The sequence below is a fragment of the Bradyrhizobium sp. P5_C11_2 genome (assembly GCF_054049755.1).
This window is the reverse complement of the sequence record NZ_JBFULT010000099.1, coordinates 1-16,110: the sequence shown is the minus strand read 5'-3', so window position 1 is coordinate 16,110 and position 16,110 is coordinate 1. Positions and strand designations below refer to the sequence as shown.

Annotated in this window: 17 protein-coding genes; 7 read left to right on the top strand and 10 right to left on the bottom strand. The window is 65.9% G+C overall.

The genetic code is table 11. The annotated features are described in order from the left end of the window. Positions 1-91 precede the first annotated feature (91 nt). The 6 genes from ACXJL8_RS12715 to ACXJL8_RS12690 are packed head-to-tail and all read right to left on the bottom strand — an operon-like array spanning position 92 to position 4,561. Positions 92-394 (bottom strand): hypothetical protein, encoded by a 303-nt coding sequence (locus tag ACXJL8_RS12715; protein ID WP_456617649.1) that lies wholly within the window; start codon positions 392-394, stop codon positions 92-94. A 9-nt stretch (positions 395-403) separates the two neighbouring features. After that, complete coding sequence (locus ACXJL8_RS12710; protein WP_456617650.1) at positions 404-1,345, bottom strand: dihydrodipicolinate synthase family protein; 942 nt, start codon at positions 1,343-1,345, stop codon at positions 404-406. Positions 1,346-1,353: 8 nt separating this feature from the next. Beyond that, positions 1,354-1,785, bottom strand: coding sequence for a MaoC/PaaZ C-terminal domain-containing protein (locus ACXJL8_RS12705; RefSeq protein ID WP_456617651.1), 432 nt, complete (start codon positions 1,783-1,785; stop codon positions 1,354-1,356). A gap of 3 nt (positions 1,786-1,788) precedes the next feature. Beyond that, positions 1,789-2,202: a MaoC/PaaZ C-terminal domain-containing protein gene (locus ACXJL8_RS12700; RefSeq protein ID WP_456617652.1), complete on the bottom strand. Its 414-nt coding sequence runs from the start codon at positions 2,200-2,202 to the stop codon at positions 1,789-1,791. Positions 2,203-2,210: 8 nt separating this feature from the next. Then, a complete protein-coding gene (locus ACXJL8_RS12695) occupies positions 2,211-3,374 on the bottom strand; it encodes an acyl-CoA dehydrogenase family protein (RefSeq protein ID WP_456617653.1) in 1,164 nt (387 codons plus the stop codon). Then, positions 3,371-4,561 (bottom strand): CaiB/BaiF CoA transferase family protein, encoded by a 1,191-nt coding sequence (locus tag ACXJL8_RS12690; protein ID WP_456617654.1) that lies wholly within the window; start codon positions 4,559-4,561, stop codon positions 3,371-3,373. The genes ACXJL8_RS12695 and ACXJL8_RS12690 overlap by 4 nt, the downstream gene beginning before the upstream one ends. Before the next feature lie 191 nt (positions 4,562-4,752). On the opposite strand from ACXJL8_RS12690, the gene ACXJL8_RS12685 reads away from it, so the two are divergent. Beyond that, positions 4,753-5,655, top strand: coding sequence for a LysR family transcriptional regulator (locus ACXJL8_RS12685; protein ID WP_456617655.1), 903 nt, complete (start codon positions 4,753-4,755; stop codon positions 5,653-5,655). 5 nt (positions 5,656-5,660) lie between these two features. Here ACXJL8_RS12685 and dapA read toward each other — a convergent pair whose 3' ends face one another. Beyond that, complete coding sequence (dapA, locus tag ACXJL8_RS12680; protein ID WP_456617825.1) at positions 5,661-6,578, bottom strand: 4-hydroxy-tetrahydrodipicolinate synthase; 918 nt, start codon at positions 6,576-6,578, stop codon at positions 5,661-5,663. Positions 6,579-6,761: 183 nt separating this feature from the next. Here dapA and ACXJL8_RS12675 point away from each other — a divergent pair, with 183 nt between their 5' ends. From ACXJL8_RS12675 to ACXJL8_RS12650, 6 genes are all read left to right on the top strand, one after another. Next, entirely contained in the window at positions 6,762-7,844 is a 1,083-nt protein-coding gene (locus tag ACXJL8_RS12675) for a LacI family DNA-binding transcriptional regulator (RefSeq protein ID WP_456617656.1), read from the top strand. 3 nt (positions 7,845-7,847) lie between these two features. Continuing rightward, a complete protein-coding gene (locus ACXJL8_RS12670; RefSeq protein ID WP_456617657.1) occupies positions 7,848-8,216 on the top strand; it encodes a tautomerase family protein in 369 nt (122 codons plus the stop codon). Between the two features lie 12 nt (positions 8,217-8,228). Then, complete coding sequence (locus tag ACXJL8_RS12665) at positions 8,229-9,371, top strand: acyl-CoA dehydrogenase family protein (RefSeq protein ID WP_456617658.1); 1,143 nt, start codon at positions 8,229-8,231, stop codon at positions 9,369-9,371. Positions 9,372-9,387: 16 nt separating this feature from the next. Further along, positions 9,388-10,971: an acyl CoA:acetate/3-ketoacid CoA transferase gene (locus tag ACXJL8_RS12660; protein WP_456617659.1), complete on the top strand. Its 1,584-nt coding sequence runs from the start codon at positions 9,388-9,390 to the stop codon at positions 10,969-10,971. 9 nt (positions 10,972-10,980) lie between these two features. Further along, positions 10,981-11,469 carry a MaoC family dehydratase gene (locus ACXJL8_RS12655; RefSeq protein ID WP_456617660.1) on the top strand — a complete coding sequence of 163 codons (489 nt, stop codon included), beginning with the start codon at positions 10,981-10,983 and terminating at the stop codon, positions 11,467-11,469. Positions 11,470-11,540: 71 nt separating this feature from the next. Continuing rightward, positions 11,541-12,377: an ABC transporter substrate-binding protein gene (locus tag ACXJL8_RS12650; RefSeq protein WP_456617661.1), complete on the top strand. Its 837-nt coding sequence runs from the start codon at positions 11,541-11,543 to the stop codon at positions 12,375-12,377. Between the two features lie 63 nt (positions 12,378-12,440). Here ACXJL8_RS12650 and mdlC read toward each other — a convergent pair whose 3' ends face one another. From mdlC to ACXJL8_RS12635, 3 genes are all read right to left on the bottom strand, one after another. Beyond that, entirely contained in the window at positions 12,441-14,048 is a 1,608-nt protein-coding gene (mdlC, locus tag ACXJL8_RS12645; RefSeq protein ID WP_456685064.1) for a benzoylformate decarboxylase, read from the bottom strand. Positions 14,049-14,085: 37 nt separating this feature from the next. Continuing rightward, positions 14,086-15,534, bottom strand: a complete 1,449-nt coding sequence (locus ACXJL8_RS12640; protein ID WP_456617663.1) for an aldehyde dehydrogenase — start codon at positions 15,532-15,534, stop codon at positions 14,086-14,088. A gap of 29 nt (positions 15,535-15,563) precedes the next feature. Next, positions 15,564-16,110: MFS transporter (locus ACXJL8_RS12635; protein WP_456685063.1), on the bottom strand; the 547-nt coding region annotated here is incomplete at its 5' end.

Here is a 16,110-nt window from a genome sequence, read left to right as displayed (position 1 = left end):
ATGCAGTTCCTCGTCCGGCTTTCCCCTCAATGTTCTTGGATGCGGCCGGCCGGATCTCGCGACACGGCAGGCAGCATCGTCCTTGATCCCCTCAAGCCGGTCCCGACATCGGCTTGAGCTGAATACGCGCGAAATTCTTCACCAGGGATTCGAACGGGCCGAATCCCTTCACCTTCAGGAACTCCGGCGTCTCGAACGCCCACCGTCCCGCGACTTCGTACATGGCCGCGTATTTCGGTCCGTCGCCGACCGAGACGAAGCGTTTTGCGGACAGCCAGCCGGGACAGGCGAGCAGATCGGGAAAATGCGTCTGCTCGTACCAGGCGTTGAACGCAGCCTCGTGCTCGGGGTCGATGTCGACGCGCACGATGTGGATGAAGGTCTCGTCCGGCATGAGCGGCCCTCACGCCAGACGAATGTCGCCGGCCGCGCGTGCAGCGCCGACCGTCGTTGCAATGGCATCGCACAGCGTTGGCAGAACCGGCAGCAGCGGCGGCCGCGGATCGGCGTTACCGATCAAGCCAAGTGCTTTCAGCCCGACCTTCATGCGGGTGTGCATGTCCATGATCGGCGCCGGGCCGTAGATGGCCCGGACGATCGGATAAAGCCGCTCGTTGACGGCGCGCATCGCCTTGAGATCGTCGGCGAGCGACGCCTGCCACAGCGCAATGAACAGATCCGGCGCCAGGCTCACGAGGCCGGACAGAATACCGTCGCCGCCGATCGCAAGCTGCGGCAGGAACCAGTTGAAGTTCGACGGCAGGATCGCAACGGATGGATCGGCCAGCCTCACCGCGCGCCGGTTCTCGTCATAAGCAAAGATGGTGTCGCTGCCTTCCTTGATGGCGATGACGCTGTCGAGCGCTGCGATCTTTGCCAGCGTCTCCGGCGAATAGCCGAATCCGGACGCCAGCGGATACTGGAAGATCGACACGGGAATGCCGATGGCGGAGCTGACCGCCTGCACGAAGGCGACCGGCGCGCGCGAGGTCGCCGATGCCCCGCCGCCGAGCGGCGCCGGTGGAAACAGCACCGCGCATTCGGCACCCGCTTCCTCGGCGAGCTGCGCCTGGTGGATCGCCTCCGCGGTGGAGTGCGCGATGATTCCGGCCAGCAGCGGTTTCTTGCCGATATGCCTGCGCGTCCGCTCGATCACCGCCTGGCGTTCTTCGTCCGAGAGCGATCCGCCCTCGCCTGCGTGCCCGTTGACGAACACCGCCGCGACACCATCCGGGCACGCGCAATAGTCGAGCACGCGTGCATAGCCATCCCAATCGATGGAGAGGTTGTCGTTGAACGGCAACACGGTCGCCACCGTGATGCCGCGCAGGTCAGGTTTTCTCATCGGCTCGCTCATGACGGTTTGCGCCGTGGAAATTTCAGGCTCGCGCGCGCTTTCAGCACTTCGAGGCCGGTCTCGTTGCGCGCGCTTGCCTCCCATATGATCGTGCGGGTCTCGTCGTGCTGCTCGGCAATCCAGACGTCGAAAGTGAGCGTGTCGCCATAGAACACCGGCCCCGTGAACCAGAACCGATCCTCCACCGACACGCCGATCGTACCGACCAGCTCGCTGGTGAGAATGCTGGTGCAGAGGCCGGCGACCATGATCCCCGGCGCCAGCCGGCGTCCGAACCGCGTGGCGCCGGCGTAGACCTCATCGACATGGACGGGACCGAAATCACCGGTCGCGGCGATGTAGAGCGCGCCGTCAGCTTCGGTAATGGTCTTGCTCAGGCTGACCCTGTCGTTCACCTTCAGCTCGTCGAAGGATTTCGGCTCGTACATGGCTCAGCCCCTGGCAAAGGGAACGAGCGTCGCGGTGCCGTCCACGACGGTCGCGCCGGAAGGCGACAGCGTGCAGGTGATGCGGCAGACCGCCTCGTCACCGGCGACAGAGACGATTTCAGCCTTCGCCTCGACGGAATCGCCGACGATCACCGGCGCGGAGAAGCTCAACGCGATGCTGCCGATGCGCCGCGCGGGTCCGCCGAGCTGGCTGAGGCAGGTCGTGGCGAGGCCGCCGACCGCAAGTTCGAACGCAACCATATTGGATGCGCCGGCCTTCCTGGCGCGAACGGCGTCGACATAGAGACCGCCAAGGTTGCCGCTGATGCCGGTGAACATCGCCTGCTCGGCCACCGTCATGGTCTTGCGGAACGAGAACGCCGCACCGGTCTTCAGGGGAGCGAGAGAGGTGGTCATCGGGGCTCCTACAGTCTCAGGCCGTTCTTGATGGTGCTGCGCGCGACGAGCATGCGATGAATCTCGGAGGTGCCGTCGTAGATCCGGGTGACGCGGGCATCGCGGTACATGCGTTCCAGCGGCAGGTCCTTGCTGAACCCCATGCCGCCGAACACCTGGATGGCGCGGTCGACGACGCGGCCCTGCATCTCGGATGCCGCGACCTTGATCATCGAGACCTTGTCACGCGGCTCCAGCCCTTGGTCGATCTCCCAGGCGGCGTTCATCACCATCATCTTGACGCCAAAGATCTCGGTCGCGGAATCGGCGATCAGCTTCTGCACCATCTGGAAATCGCCGATCGCCTGGCCGAACTGGCGGCGCTCCGCGGCATGCTTGCGCATCATCTCGAGCGCGCGCTGCGCCATGCCCACGGCGCGCGCGCCGATATGGGCAAGGCGGATCTGGAGCACGCTCTGCATGATCAGCTTGAAGCCGCCCCCGACCTCGCCGAGCACCGCGTCCTTCGGGATGCGGCAATCCTTGAAGCTCAGCTCGGCATGGCCATAGCCGCGATGGCCCATCATCGGCTGGGTGCGCGCGACCCTGAAGCCGGGCGTGCCGCGATCGACCAGAAACAGCGTGATGCCGCCGCGCGCGCGCTTGTCCTTGTCGGTCAGCGCCATCACGATCACATAGTCGGCAATGTCGCCGTCGCTGATGAAATGCTTGGTGCCGTTGAGCACCCAGGCGCCGCCATCGAGATGTGCCGTCGTGCTGATCGCCGCCGCATCGGAGCCGGCGCCCGGCTCGGTGATCGCCATGGCGCAGATCTTGTCGCCCTTCACCGTCGGCAGCAGATAACGATCGACCTGCCCGTCCTTGCAGGCCATCAGCATCGGATAGACCTGGCCGAACACCCGGCGGATCAGCGCATCGGAAGTCTTGCCGAATTCTTCTTCGACGAGGCAATGCTCGACGCAGGACAGTCCGCCGCCACCGACGCCGGCCGGCATGTTCATGGCGTAGAGGCCGAGCTTCTGTGCCTTGGCCTTGGTGACCGCCAGAGCGTCGGCGGGCACTGTGGCAGTGCGTTCCACCTCGTCCTCGAGCGGCTGCACCTCCGTTTCGACGAAGCGGCGGACGGTATCGACCAGGAGGCGGGTATCCTCGGGGACTGAGAAATCGATCATTGCGCGACTCCCACAGCCTTGCCGGCAACCATGGCGTCGATCTCGGCGGCGGCGTAACCGGCTTCGCCAAGCACCTCGCGCGTCTGCGCACCTAACCGCTGCGGCACCAGCCGCACCTCCGGTGTCTGGCCGTCATAGCGAGCGGGATGCGCGACCATCCGGATTGGCGCGCCCCCTGCACTCTCGGCGCTCTTGAACACGCCGAGATGCTTGAGCTGGGGATCGGCCTCGAGGTCGCGATAGTCCTGCACCGGCGCGTGCCAGATCCGCGCCGCTTCAAGCGAGGGCAACCAATCGGCAGTCGGCTTCTGTTTCAGACGCGCCGCGACGATCCGTGTAATCTCTTCACGCTGCGAGAAGCTGTCGGCCTCGCCAAACCGCTTCAACTCCTCGCAGTCGAGCCCTGCCGCGAGCGCTTTGGGCGCCGCCATGGAGATCGCGAGATGGCCGTCGGCCGTCGCGTGAATGCCGTACGGCCCGGGGCTGAACCAGGCCGCGATACCAGCCGGCCCGCGCGACGTCGGCGATGGCGCACCGTTCAGCCACGCCGTCAGCGGCTCGACCTGGAGATCGATGGCCGCCTGATAGAGGTTGACCTCGACGAGCTGCCCCTTGCCTGTCTTGGTCCTTGCGAACAGCGCCGCGAGAATGCTCATGGCATAGAGCGAGGCCGCGTGCTGATCGACGATCACGGCGCCGACGGCGGTCGGCTCGCCGTCGGCACGACCGGTCCGCATGACCAGACCCGACATCGCCTGAAGCAGGAGATCCTGGCCCGGACGGTCCTTGTAGGGCCCTTCCGATCCGAAGCCGGTCGCCACCGCGTAGATCAGGCCCGGGTTGATGGCCTTGAGCGTGTCGTAGCCGAGGCCGAGCTTGGCCATGGTGCCGGGCCGGAAATTTTCCATCACCACGTCGGCGATCGCGACGAGCTTCTTCACGGCGGCAACGCCGTCGGGATGCTTGAGATCGACCGCAAGGCTTCGCTTGTTTCGTCCCGTCGCGAGATGATTAACGCTGTCGCCTGCGACGAAATGATTGGCGACCGCCCAGTTGCGCTGAAACGCGCCCTCGATCGGCTCGACCGCAATGACGTCGGCACCGAGATCGGCGAGCGTCTGTGCGGCCAGCGGCCCCGCGAGGTAGTGGTTGAAGCTCAGGATCTTGACGCCATCGAGTAGTTTCATCCGGTCACACCATGCTTAGCGCGCGCGAGCCGTGCGTTCGAAACGTCCCGGTCGCAACGCAATGTCTTGCGCCAGCGTAAGCTGCCGCTTCGACCACCGACAACATCGCGATCAATTATTTTGCGAGCCAAGTTGATAACCGAAATCTATGATGCACATTCACATCGCTCACCAATGATCGGACCATCGTCATGAACCTTCGGCAGCTGGAAATCCTGCGAGCAGTGATGCGGACGCGCTCCACGGTCGCGGCGGCGCAGGATCTCGGCATGTCGCAACCGGCGGTCAGCAACGCCATCAAGCACGCCGAGGCCGCGCTCGGCTTTCTGCTGTTCGATCGCGTCAACAAGCGCATGACCCCGACACAGGAAGCGCAGATCCTGCTCGCCGAAGCCGAGCCGCTGTTCCTGATGCAGGACCTGATCAACCAGACCGCGGCGCACCTGCGCGCGGGCCGCAAGGGCCGCATGCGGATCGTCGCCACCTCGGAATTGTCGGAATCGCTGCTGCCGCAGGTGGTTGCGCGGTTCTGCCGCGATCATGGCGGCGTCGAGATCTCGCTCGAGACGCAACGGCTCGATAATCTGCTGGAATATGTCGAGACCGGAATCGTCGACATCGGCTTCGCCATGGAGCCGCACCCCCGCCAGACGCTGACCTGTCTGCCGCTGGCGCAGCTCGACATGGTCTGCGCCTGCCCTGCCGACAGCCCGCTGGCGCAGCTGAGCTTCGTCAGCCCGACCGATTTGCGCAACACGCCGCTGATCAATGCCCGCACCTCCAGCCGCATCAGCAGCCTTATCCAGGACGCCTTCCGCCGCAGCGCCGTCAATTACGCCCCCGCCATCGACGTGCGCTTCATGAACGTCGCCGGGCATTTCGCCGAGGAAGGACTGGGGGTCACGATCATGGATGAGCTCACGGCGTCCTCGAAGCGCTATAGCCGCCTCAGAAGCGTGCCGTTCAAGCCGAAGACGGAGGTCACCGTGTCCGCCATCGTGCCGTCGGACCGCATGCAGCAACGGCTGACGCTGGCCCTGGTCAAGCATGCCCGCGAAGAGATCGCGGCCCGGCTCGCGGCATCGAGGCAGTGATGCGGTCATCCGGTCGCCCTTGAAACAGCTGCCGCATTCGGCCAAGCCAGGCCAAAGCGCTTGACCAGCGCAAGCGCGGCGGCGTCCTGCACGGCCGGCAATGGCAGGCGCGGCGGACGCGGATTGCCATTGGCAAAGCCCATGTGGCCGAGCAGCGCCTTGGTGCCGGCGACATAGGCCTGGCCGCCGACGAACTCGATCAGCGGCAGATATTTCAGGTAGAGCTCGCGCGCGTCCGTGATCGCGCCGTCATCGGCGACGAGGCTGAAGATGCGCGCCATCGCCGACGGCACCACGTTGGAGGCAACCGCCACCCAGCCTTGCGCGCCTTCGACAAAGGATTCGAAGCCGAGGATGCCGCCGAACACGGTCATCTTGTCGCCGCAGAGGCGGATGATGTCGCGCACGCGCGTCACCTCCAGCGTCGACTCCTTGATATAGAGGCAGTTGTCGATCTCGGCGAGGCGGGCCACCAGCGGCGGCCTGAGGTCTACATTGGCCGTCGCCGGGTTGTTGTAGACCATGATCGGCAGCGAAATCGCATCGGCCACCGTCTTGTAGTGATGAACGAGCTCGTCGTCGGTCGGGGTCGAATAGAACGGCGGAATGATCATCACGCCGTCCGCGCCCAGATTTTCAGCACGGCGGCTGAGACGCACCACCTCGCGCGTGTCCTCCGCGCCGGTGCCGATCAGCACCGGGACGCGTCCTGCCGCCTGGCTGATGACGATCTCCGCAACCAGCGCTTTCTCGTCGTCGTCCAGGGACAGGAATTCGCCGGTCGAGCCGAGCGGGATCAGCCCATGGATACCCTCCGCGATTTGCCAATCGACGAAGGCACGCAGGGCCGCGACATCGACGCGACCGTCCGGCGTGAACGGCGTGATCATGACGGTGTAGGTGCCGCGAAAACTCTTCATCAGGGAACTACCAGGCGATTGGAACAACTCACGTGACGGCGATGTCTTGCGGAATAACCGCAAGACGACTGCAAACGATTGCAAGACTGGCTCTGCATTGGGCACGCTGATCCAATATTTAGGCTTGATCAGCGTCTATTTAGCTCATAGCGTTTTGCAATCGTTTGCAGTCTATCGGCAGGTTTGATGAGCGTCACGCTCAAAGATGTGGCACAGGCGGCCCGCGTTTCGATCAGCACCGCCTCGCGCGCGCTGTCCGGAACCGGCCTGACGAGCGAGCGCACGCAGCAGCGCCTGACGCGCATCGCGCGCGAGCTCGGCTATCGGCCCAACCCGATCGCCCGCGGATTGAAGACCGGACAATCGCGGCTGGTTGCGCTGCTGGTCCACAACCTCACCAACGCCTCGTTCCAGGTGATGGCCGAAGTGGTGCAGGCGCGGCTCAAGGCGCTGGGCTACCAGATGCTTCTGTGCATCGGCGGCGACGATCCGCAACAGGAGAGCGACACCCTCACCACGCTGGTCGACCACCGCATCGACGGGCTGATCGTGGTGCCCACGGGGAAAAACGGCCCGCAGCTCAAAGCCTTGGCAAACGACGTCCCGATCGTCTGTCTGGTGCGTCGCGACGACGCGACCGACCTCGAGACCGTGCTCGCCGATGATCCGCAGGGCGCGTATCTCGGCACGCGCCATCTGATCGAGCTCGGGCACCGGCACATCGGGCTGATCGTCGGCCGCCAGGACACCACCTCGGGCCGCGAGCGGCTGTCCGGTTACGTTCGCGCACTGCGCGAGGCCGGCATCGCCGCCGACGATTCATTGATCCACGCCGGCCATTTCGTGCCGGAGACCGGCGTGACCTGCTGCCGCAAGCTGCTGGATCTCGCGCATCCGCCCAGCGCGATCTTCGTCGCCAATCACGAGGCAACCCTTGGCGTGCTGCGGGTGACGGCGGAGCGCAACATTGCGATCCCCGACGATCTCTCGCTGCTTTGCTACGAGGACATGCCGTGGTTCGAATGGCACCGCCCCGCCATCAGCATCGTCGATAACGGTGCGCGCGACCTCGCCAACCTCGCCGTCGACCGGCTGCTGCAGCGCATGGATGCGAAGGGCAACGGCAATGACGGCGTCCGCGAATATCGCGTCGGCGCCCGGCTGATCAAGCGCGACTCCTGCCGCCAGATCGATGCCCCGACCACCGCCAGATCCGCGAAGCCCAAATCCCCGTCCAAATCGTCTGCGGCCAAGTCCGCGAAGGTCTGATCGATGCCTTATGTTGAAGTGCTCGCCCCGCAAGTTCCGCCGCAACGCAAGGCCGCGCTGGCGCGGTCCGTGACCGACGGCCTGATGTCGGCCTTTGGCGTTACCGCGGACACGGTCACGCTCTATTTCCTCCCTATCGCGGCCGACGATTACGCGCATGCCGGCACGTTCGGCGCTCAGGCCACCGGCCAGCGCATCCTGCTCAAGGTGCATGCGTTCCGCCGCAGCGAGGCCGAACGCCGCGCCGCGGCGATCGCGCTGACCCGCGCCGTCTGCAATGCCTATGGCGTCCCGGGCGACGATGTCGCGGTCTATTTCCTCGATCGCGACCGCAGCGAGGTCGCCCACGATTCCAAGCTCGCCAGCGACTGACGGGAGCACGCCATGGACCGCTTTTACACCCAGGACCAGAAGGCTCTCCGCGAAACCGCCCGCCGTTTCGCGGAAGCGGAGATCCTGCCGCGCGCGGCAGCGATCGACCGCGAAGACCGCTTCGACCGCGCGCTCTACAAGGGCATGGCCGATCTCGGCCTGTTCGGCATCTGCCTGCGCGAAGGCGCGGGTGGCGCGGGCCTCGATGCGGTCGCGGCCTGCATCGCGATGGAGGAGCTGGCGCGCTGCTCCGGCGCGGTCGCCAATGCTTTTGCGATTCCCGTCGAAGCCGTGCTGTTCTTCGACCATCACGGCACCGACGCGCACAAGGCGCTGATTCCGCAGATCCTCAGCGGCGACATCATCCCGGCCACCGCCGTCTCCGAGCCCGACCACGGCTCCGATGTCGCGGGCATCCGCACCACCGCCATGCGCGATGGCAAGGGTTGGCTGCTCAACGGCACAAAAGCCTGGGTCACGCTCGGCGGCGTCGCCGACCGCATTATGGTATTCGCGCGTACCGGCGCGGATGCCGGTCATCGCGCCATCTCCTGTCTCCTCGTCGACGGTGCCCTGCCCGGCATCGCGCGCGGCAAGAACGAGGAGCTGCTCGGCATGCACGGCCTCGACGACTGCCAGATCACCTTCTCCGACGTGCAGCTGCCGGCCGACAGCGTAATGGGGCCGGAGAACCAGGCCTTCAAGATGGCCATGAGCAACTTCAACTTCAGCCGGCTGATGATGGCGTCGATGGCGCTCGGCATGGCGCAGGCCGCGTTCGAGGACGCCACCGCCTACGCAAAGGACCGCAAGCAGTTCGGCCAGGCGATCATCGGCTTCCAGGCGGTGCAGTTCATGCTCGCCGACATGTCGACCGACATCGCCGCCGCGCGCCTGCTGATCCACCACGCCGCGCGCCTGCATGATGCCGGCGAGCCGATCGCCAAGGAAGCCGCGCAGGCAAAGCTGTTCACGACCGACATGGCGATGAAGCACGTCTCCAACGCGCTGCAGATCCATGGCGGCAACGGCTATTCGCGCGAATACCGCATCGAGCGGTTGTTCCGCGACGTGCGCCTCGCCCAGATCTACGAGGGCACCAACCAGATCCAGCGGCTGATCATCGCCCGCCAGGTCGAGAAGGAGGCCGCATGAGGCAGAGCGTGGGCGCATGCTGAGCATCATCACCGCGGCACAGGCCGCCGGCCTGATCCGCGACGCCGACACGTTGATCGTCGGCGGCAATGGCGGCACGGGGGCTGCCGAAGCCATCCTCGACGCCCTGGAGCAGCGTTTTCTCGGCGGCCACGGGCCTCACGGCCTGACGCTGATCAACATCACCGGCGTCGGCGCGGTGACGGAGAAGGGCCTGTGCCATCTCGCCCATGAAGGCCTGATCGCGCGCGTGATCGGCGGCAATTTCGGACTCCAGGTGCCGTTCATGCGCCTGGTCCGCGACGAGCTGATCGACGCCTACAACTTCCCGCAAGGAGTCATGAGCCAGCTCTGCCGCGCCATGGCGGCGAAGCATCCGGGCGTGCTCACCCATGTCGGCCTCAACACCTATATGGACCCGCGCCAGGACGGCGGCCGCATGAACGCGCGCACCACCGCGCCGCTGGTCGACCTGCTCGAGCTGCACGGCCAGCACTGGCTGCTCTACCGCGTCCCCGCTCCGCCGAACGTCGCCATCATCCGCGGCACGTCGGCCGATGAAGACGGCTATGTCAGCATGGAACACGAGGGCACCACGCGCGAGGATCTCTCGATCGCGCAGGCCGTGCACAATGCCGGCGGCACCGTGATCTGCCAGGTGAAGCGCATCGTCAAGCGCGGCTCGATCCATCCGCAGATGGTCAAGATCCCGGGCTTCCTGATCGACCACGTCGTGCTCGAGCCCGACCAAATGCAGACCTACGGCACTGCCTACGACCCGGCGCGCTGCGGCGAGACGCGCGTGCCGGAGGCGCTGATCGCGCCCGATCCGCTGACCGAGCGGCGGGTGATCGCCCGCCGCGCCGCCTTCGAGCTGCGACCGCGCGACGTCGTCAATCTCGGCGTCGGCATCTCGGCGATGATCCCCAATGTCGCCGCCGAGGAAGGTATCTCCGACCTGATCACGCTGACGGTGGAATCCGGCGTGGTCGGCGGCGTACCCGGACACGCACGCGAGTTCGGCACCGCCATCAATCCGCGCGTCATCCTCGACCAGGCCTATCAGTTCGACTTCTACGACGGCGGCGGGCTGTCCTGCGCCTTCCTCTCCTTCGCGGAGGTGGACGAGGCCGGCAATGTCAACGTCACCCGCTTCGGCGAGCGCCGCGACGGCTCCGGCGGCTTCATCGACATCACGCAGAACGCGCGGCGGCTGATCTTCAGCGGCACCATGACCGGCGGCAAATTCGACATCGGCGTCGAGAACGGCCGCCTCGCGATCCGGCGCGACGGCGCCTTCCGCAAGTTCGTGCCTCAGGTCGGCCAGATCAGCTTCAGCGCCTCGCTTGCCGCACAACGCGGCCAGCACGTGAGTTACATCACCGAACGCGCCGTGTTCGAGCTGGAGAACGGCAGCGTCACCCTGACCGAGATCGCGCCGGGCGTTCGCCTGGAGGAGGACATCCTCGCGCATATGGGCTTTAAGCCGCGCATCAGCCCGCAGCTCAGGGACATGGACCCGCGCATCTTCCGCTCCGGGCCGATGGGGATCGCGCAGAGCTTCAAGGCCCTGCCGGCACGGCCGCGCAAGGTCGCCTGAGGGATACGCATGGACGCCAGCGCACCCACCAATCTCCGTTACGAGGACATCGCGCTCGGCGCGGAGTTCGAGACCTCGGCGCACACCGTGACGGAGGCCGACATCGCCGTCTTCGCCGACGTCACGCGCGATCACCACCCGCTCCATGTCGATTCGGGCTATGCGCGCTCGCGCGGCTTTCCCGCAGTGATCGGCCACGGCCTGTTCGGCCTGTCGCTGATGGAAGGACTGAAGTCGGAGCTGAAGCTGTATGAGGAGACCTCGGTCGCCTCGCTTGGCTGGGACGAGGTGCGATTCAAGGCGCCGATCGTCGCCGGCGACGCCTTGCGCGTCCGCTTCCGTTTCGTCGAGAAGCGGCCGACCAGGAATCCCGGGCGCGGCATCGTCATCGAGACGCTCGACCTGCTCAACCAGCGCGACGAGGTGGTCACCGCCGCCCGCCACATTTCGCTGATCCTGACCCGGCAGGCCGATCGCGATGCGACGGCCGCCACATGATGCGACAATGAAGAAGAATCCGGACCGGAGAACGGCTCCTCTGCCACCCACGATTTGACAGGAGTACTTAGATGCGATTTCTCGAGACCATCTCCGCCCTCGCCTTGCTGATCGGCCTGTCCCAGGCGGCCGTCGCCCAGAGCTGTACGCCGAAAGTGCCGGCGTCGAGCCTGATCGAGGCTCCCAAATGGCAGATGTCGATCAACCCGACCCTGCCGCCGCAGCAATTCGTCGACGACAAGGGCGAGCTGCAGGGACTCAATGTCGAGCTCGCGCGCGAGATCGCCAAGCGCATCTGTGTCGAGGCGGTGTTCCTGCGCATGGATTTTCCGCCCATGATCCCGGCGCTGCGCTCCGGCCGCTTCGACGCCATCAATACCGGCCTGTTCTGGACCGAGGAGCGCTCTAAGATGCTCTACCTCGTGCCTTACGCGCAGCAGGCGATCAGCATCTACACCGATCCCTCCTCCAGCCTGAAGCTGGAGAAGTTCGAGGATCTCGCCGGCCGCGTGGTCGGCGTCGAGTCGGCGACCTACACCGAGCGCAAGGCGCGCGAGTTCAACAACGAGATGGTCGCGAAGGGCCTCAAGCCGATCGAGCTTCGCACCTTCACCACCGTCACCGCGACTTCGGCGGCGCTGCGCGCCGGCCAGCTCGAGGCCGCGCTCAACATCAACGAGACCGCCAACTCGCTCGAGCAGAAGGGCATCGCCAAGATCTGGGTCCGCGACATCGCCGGCACGGACATCACCTTCGCCTTCCGCGACAAGCTGCTCGCGCAAGCGTTCGCCGACGCGCTGACGGCGACCCGCGCCGACGGCACCTATGACAAATTGTTCGACAAGTTCGGCATGACCAAATTGAAATCCACCAGCTTCGCCATCCGCGGCGAAGGCCCCACGAACTGACAGCGTCGGCATCCACCGTTTGCCCGTTGCTGAGCGGCAGCAGCGGGCAACGGAAACGCATGACTAGTGCGGATGGCCGAACAGATCCGCCGTGGCGTCGTCGACGGCGATATCGACCAGCGCGGGGCCGCTCGACGCCAATGCCTCGACAAGACAGCGGTCGAGATCGTCGACGTCGGTTACGCGCCGGCCCGGGCAACCGAGCCCCTTGGCGAGCGCAACGAAGTCGATCCCGGGCAGGTCGATCCCGGGCGGCCGATGCGCCTGCATGAGCTGGCTGAAGGCGCGCATCGCGCCATAGCCGGAATTGTTCATGATCACGAAAGTGATCGGCAGTTGGCGTTGCGCCGCGGTCCAGATCGCCTGGACACAGTACATCGCCGACCCATCGCCGATCAGGCCCACGATGCGACGGCCCGGCCGCGCCAGCGCCACGCCGATGGAGGCCGGCAGACTGTAACCAAGCCCGCCGCTTGCCATGGTGTAGAAGCTGTCCGCCCCCGGCCGCGGCAGGAATTGCTGTATGGCGGGACGGTGCGACGGCGCCTCCTCGACCACGATCGCATCCCGCGGCATCAGCTCCGACAGCCGGCTCAGCGCATAGGCCGGCGGAATGGGATTCGTCGCGGCGGGAACGGCGGGCTGCCGGCGCGCGGTGGGCGCGTCGCGCTCCGCGACATCAGGCAATGCCGGCAGCAGCGCAGCGAGCGCCTTGGGGAGCGTGCCGATGATGGTGTCGCCGACAGCGGCGGACGCCGCTTCGATCGGATCGTCGGTGATCTGCCAGACCGGCGTTCCGTCGTCGAGCAGCTCGCATCGTCCCTCGACGTGGAAGGTGAACACGGGCGCCCCGAATACGACGATCAAATCGGCCCCGCGCAAGGTGCGTGCGAGCCCTTGCGGCGCGGCCGGAAGGAAGCCTGCGAACTGCGGATGACGTTCCGGAAAGCTCGACCGGCTCGACATCGGGCTTGCCCACACCGCTGCCTTGGCTCGTTCGGCCACCGCGACCATCGCGTCGACACAGCCGTTGCGATCGACCTCGGGCCCGACCACGAATGCAGGCCTCTTGGCCGCTGCGATTGCTGCGCCAAGCCGAACGATCGCAGCCGGATCCGGCGCAAACTCCGTTGCGATGTGGCGGACCGGCGGAGCGACCGCAGGCCGCGCCCAGTCATCCGACGGCACCGACACGAATGTCGGGCCTCGCGGATGCTGCATGGCGGTGAGGAAGGCCTGCGCAATGGCCGCGGGGACGTCTTCGGCGCGCGCTGGTTCCGAACTCCACTTCACATAGGGCTTTGGAAACTGTTCGGCGTCCTCGGCAAAGAGATAAGGCCGCATCCGCAGCAGGCTGCGCGCCTGCTGCCCGGCGGTCACGACCATCGGCGTCTTGTTGCGGAACGCCGTGAAGAGATTGCCGAGCGCATGGCCGAGACCGGCCGCCGAGTGCAGATTGACGAAGGCCGGACGCCCCGTGGCCTGCGCATAACCATCGGCCATGCCGACGACGCAGCCTTCCTGCAAGCCCAGCACGTAATCGATGTCGTCAGGCCAATCGCCGAGAAAGGCAAGCTCCGTCGAGCCCGGATTGCCGAAGGCGCGGTCAACGCCGAAGGAACGAAGCACACCGAGGGTCGCTTCCCGAACCGTCAAGACTTTCGAATTCATGGACTGATTTCCCGGCGTGCTTCCTGTCGAGACGCGATCAGAAGGGATAGTGCTGAGGCTGGGTCTCGATGGTGATCCAGCGCAGATCGGTGAACTCGGCGATCCCGGCCTGGCCGCCGAAGCGGCCATAGCCGGATCCCTTCATGCCGCCGAACGGCATCTGCGCCTCGTCGTGCACGGTCGGTCCGTTGACGTGGCAGATGCCGCTTTCAATGCGCTGCGCCACCGTCAGCGCTCGCGCGACGTCGCGGCCGAAAACGGCGGCCGAGAGGCCATACTCGGTATCGTTGGCAAGACGCACCGCATCATCCACGCCGCGCGCGCGGATCACCGAGACGACGGGACCAAAGCTTTCCTCGGTGTAGATGCGCATGCCGGGCACGACGCGGTCCAGCACCGTTGCCGGTACGACAGTTCCGGCCCGCTCTCCACCCGCAAGCTTGGCGGCGCCCTTGCCGATCGCATCATCGATCAGCGCAACGACGTGCCTGGCGGGCGCCTCATCGATCATCGAGCCGATGACCACCGGGCCGGAGCGCGGATCACCGGCCGGAAGCGCGCTTGCTTTCCTGGCGAGCTTCTCGACGAAGAGATCGGCCACCGTCTCGTCGACGATCACCCGCTCCGTCGACATGCAGACCTGGCCCTGGTTGATGAAGGCGCCGAACGCCACGGCCGCGACGGAAGCGTCGAGATCGGCATCGTCGAGCACGACCAGGGGAGCCTTGCCGCCGAGCTCGAGCAGCACCGGCTTGAGGTGGCGGCCGGCGAGTTCGGCGATGACGCGGCCGACGCGGGTCGAGCCCGTGAAGTTGATCCGTCTGACGGCGGGGTTGGCGATGAGTCGTTCGACCACCGCCGGCGCATCGGCCGGCGCATTGGTCAATACGTTCACGACGCCGGGCGGAAATCCCGCGTCCCTGAAGACCTCTCCGATCAGCCGGTGCGTTCCCGGACAGATCTCGGAGGCCTTGAGCACCACCGTGTTGCCGCAGGCGAGCGGCGTCGCCACGGCGCGGACGCCGAGAATGATCGGGGCGTTCCAAGGCGCGATGCCGAGACACACGCCGGCCGGCTGACGAACCGACATCGACAGACATCCCGGCTTGTCGGACGGGATCACCTCGCCCGCGACCTGCGTGGTCAACGACGCCACCTCGCGCAGCATGCCGACCGCGAGCTTCACGTTGAAAGCCGACCAGACTTCAGTGGTGCCGATCTCAGCCATCATGATCCGGATGAAGGCGTCACGCTTGGCCTCGAGCACATCGGCCGCCTTCAGCAGCAGGCCGCGCCTCGCGTTCGGGCCGAGCGCCGACCACGCCCCCAGCGCGGCGGAGGCCGCCGCAACCGCGGCATCGGCATCCGAAACCGTCGCGGCGGCCGCCCGGCTCGCGACCTCCTGTGATAGCGGATTGCGCCGCTCGAACAGCTTGCCGGTCGAAGCGGCCAGATCCTGCCCATTGATCAGAAGACTGACGTCCATGAGAACCTCCCTYGTTTCGGCAACTGGGCCTAGCCGAGCAGCCGCGATTTGCTGGTTTCGTGTGCAAAGCCAAGCGCGATCATCGCCGCAAGCGCGAGCACGACGTAGTATCCGGTGATCGCGTGGGTGGAGCCCGTCTGCGCGAACAGGCTGGTGGCGACAAGCGGCGCGATACCGCCGCCGAGCACCGTCCCGAGCTGCTTTCCAATCGACACGCCGGTGAAGCGAATGCGGGTCGGAAACAGCTCCGGGAAATAGCTACCTTCGGTGCTGAACATCAGCGGATGGATCACGCCCGCGGCCAGGATCAGCGCAGCCGTTATCAGCAGCGTGTCACGGCTTGCGATCACGCCGTAGAACGCGAACATCGAGATGGCGGCGAGCGCAACGCCGGCGATGAACAGGCGTTTCCGTCCGATCCTGTCGGACCAGGCCCCGATGAGCGGCATGGCAACGAGGCCGACCAGATTTGCGAACAGCACAGCCTGGGTGATCACGTCCTTCTGAACGCCGAGCTGGCGCGTTGCAAAGGAGATCGTGAAGATTGCGGTCAGATAAAAATAGGACGTCTGCGCC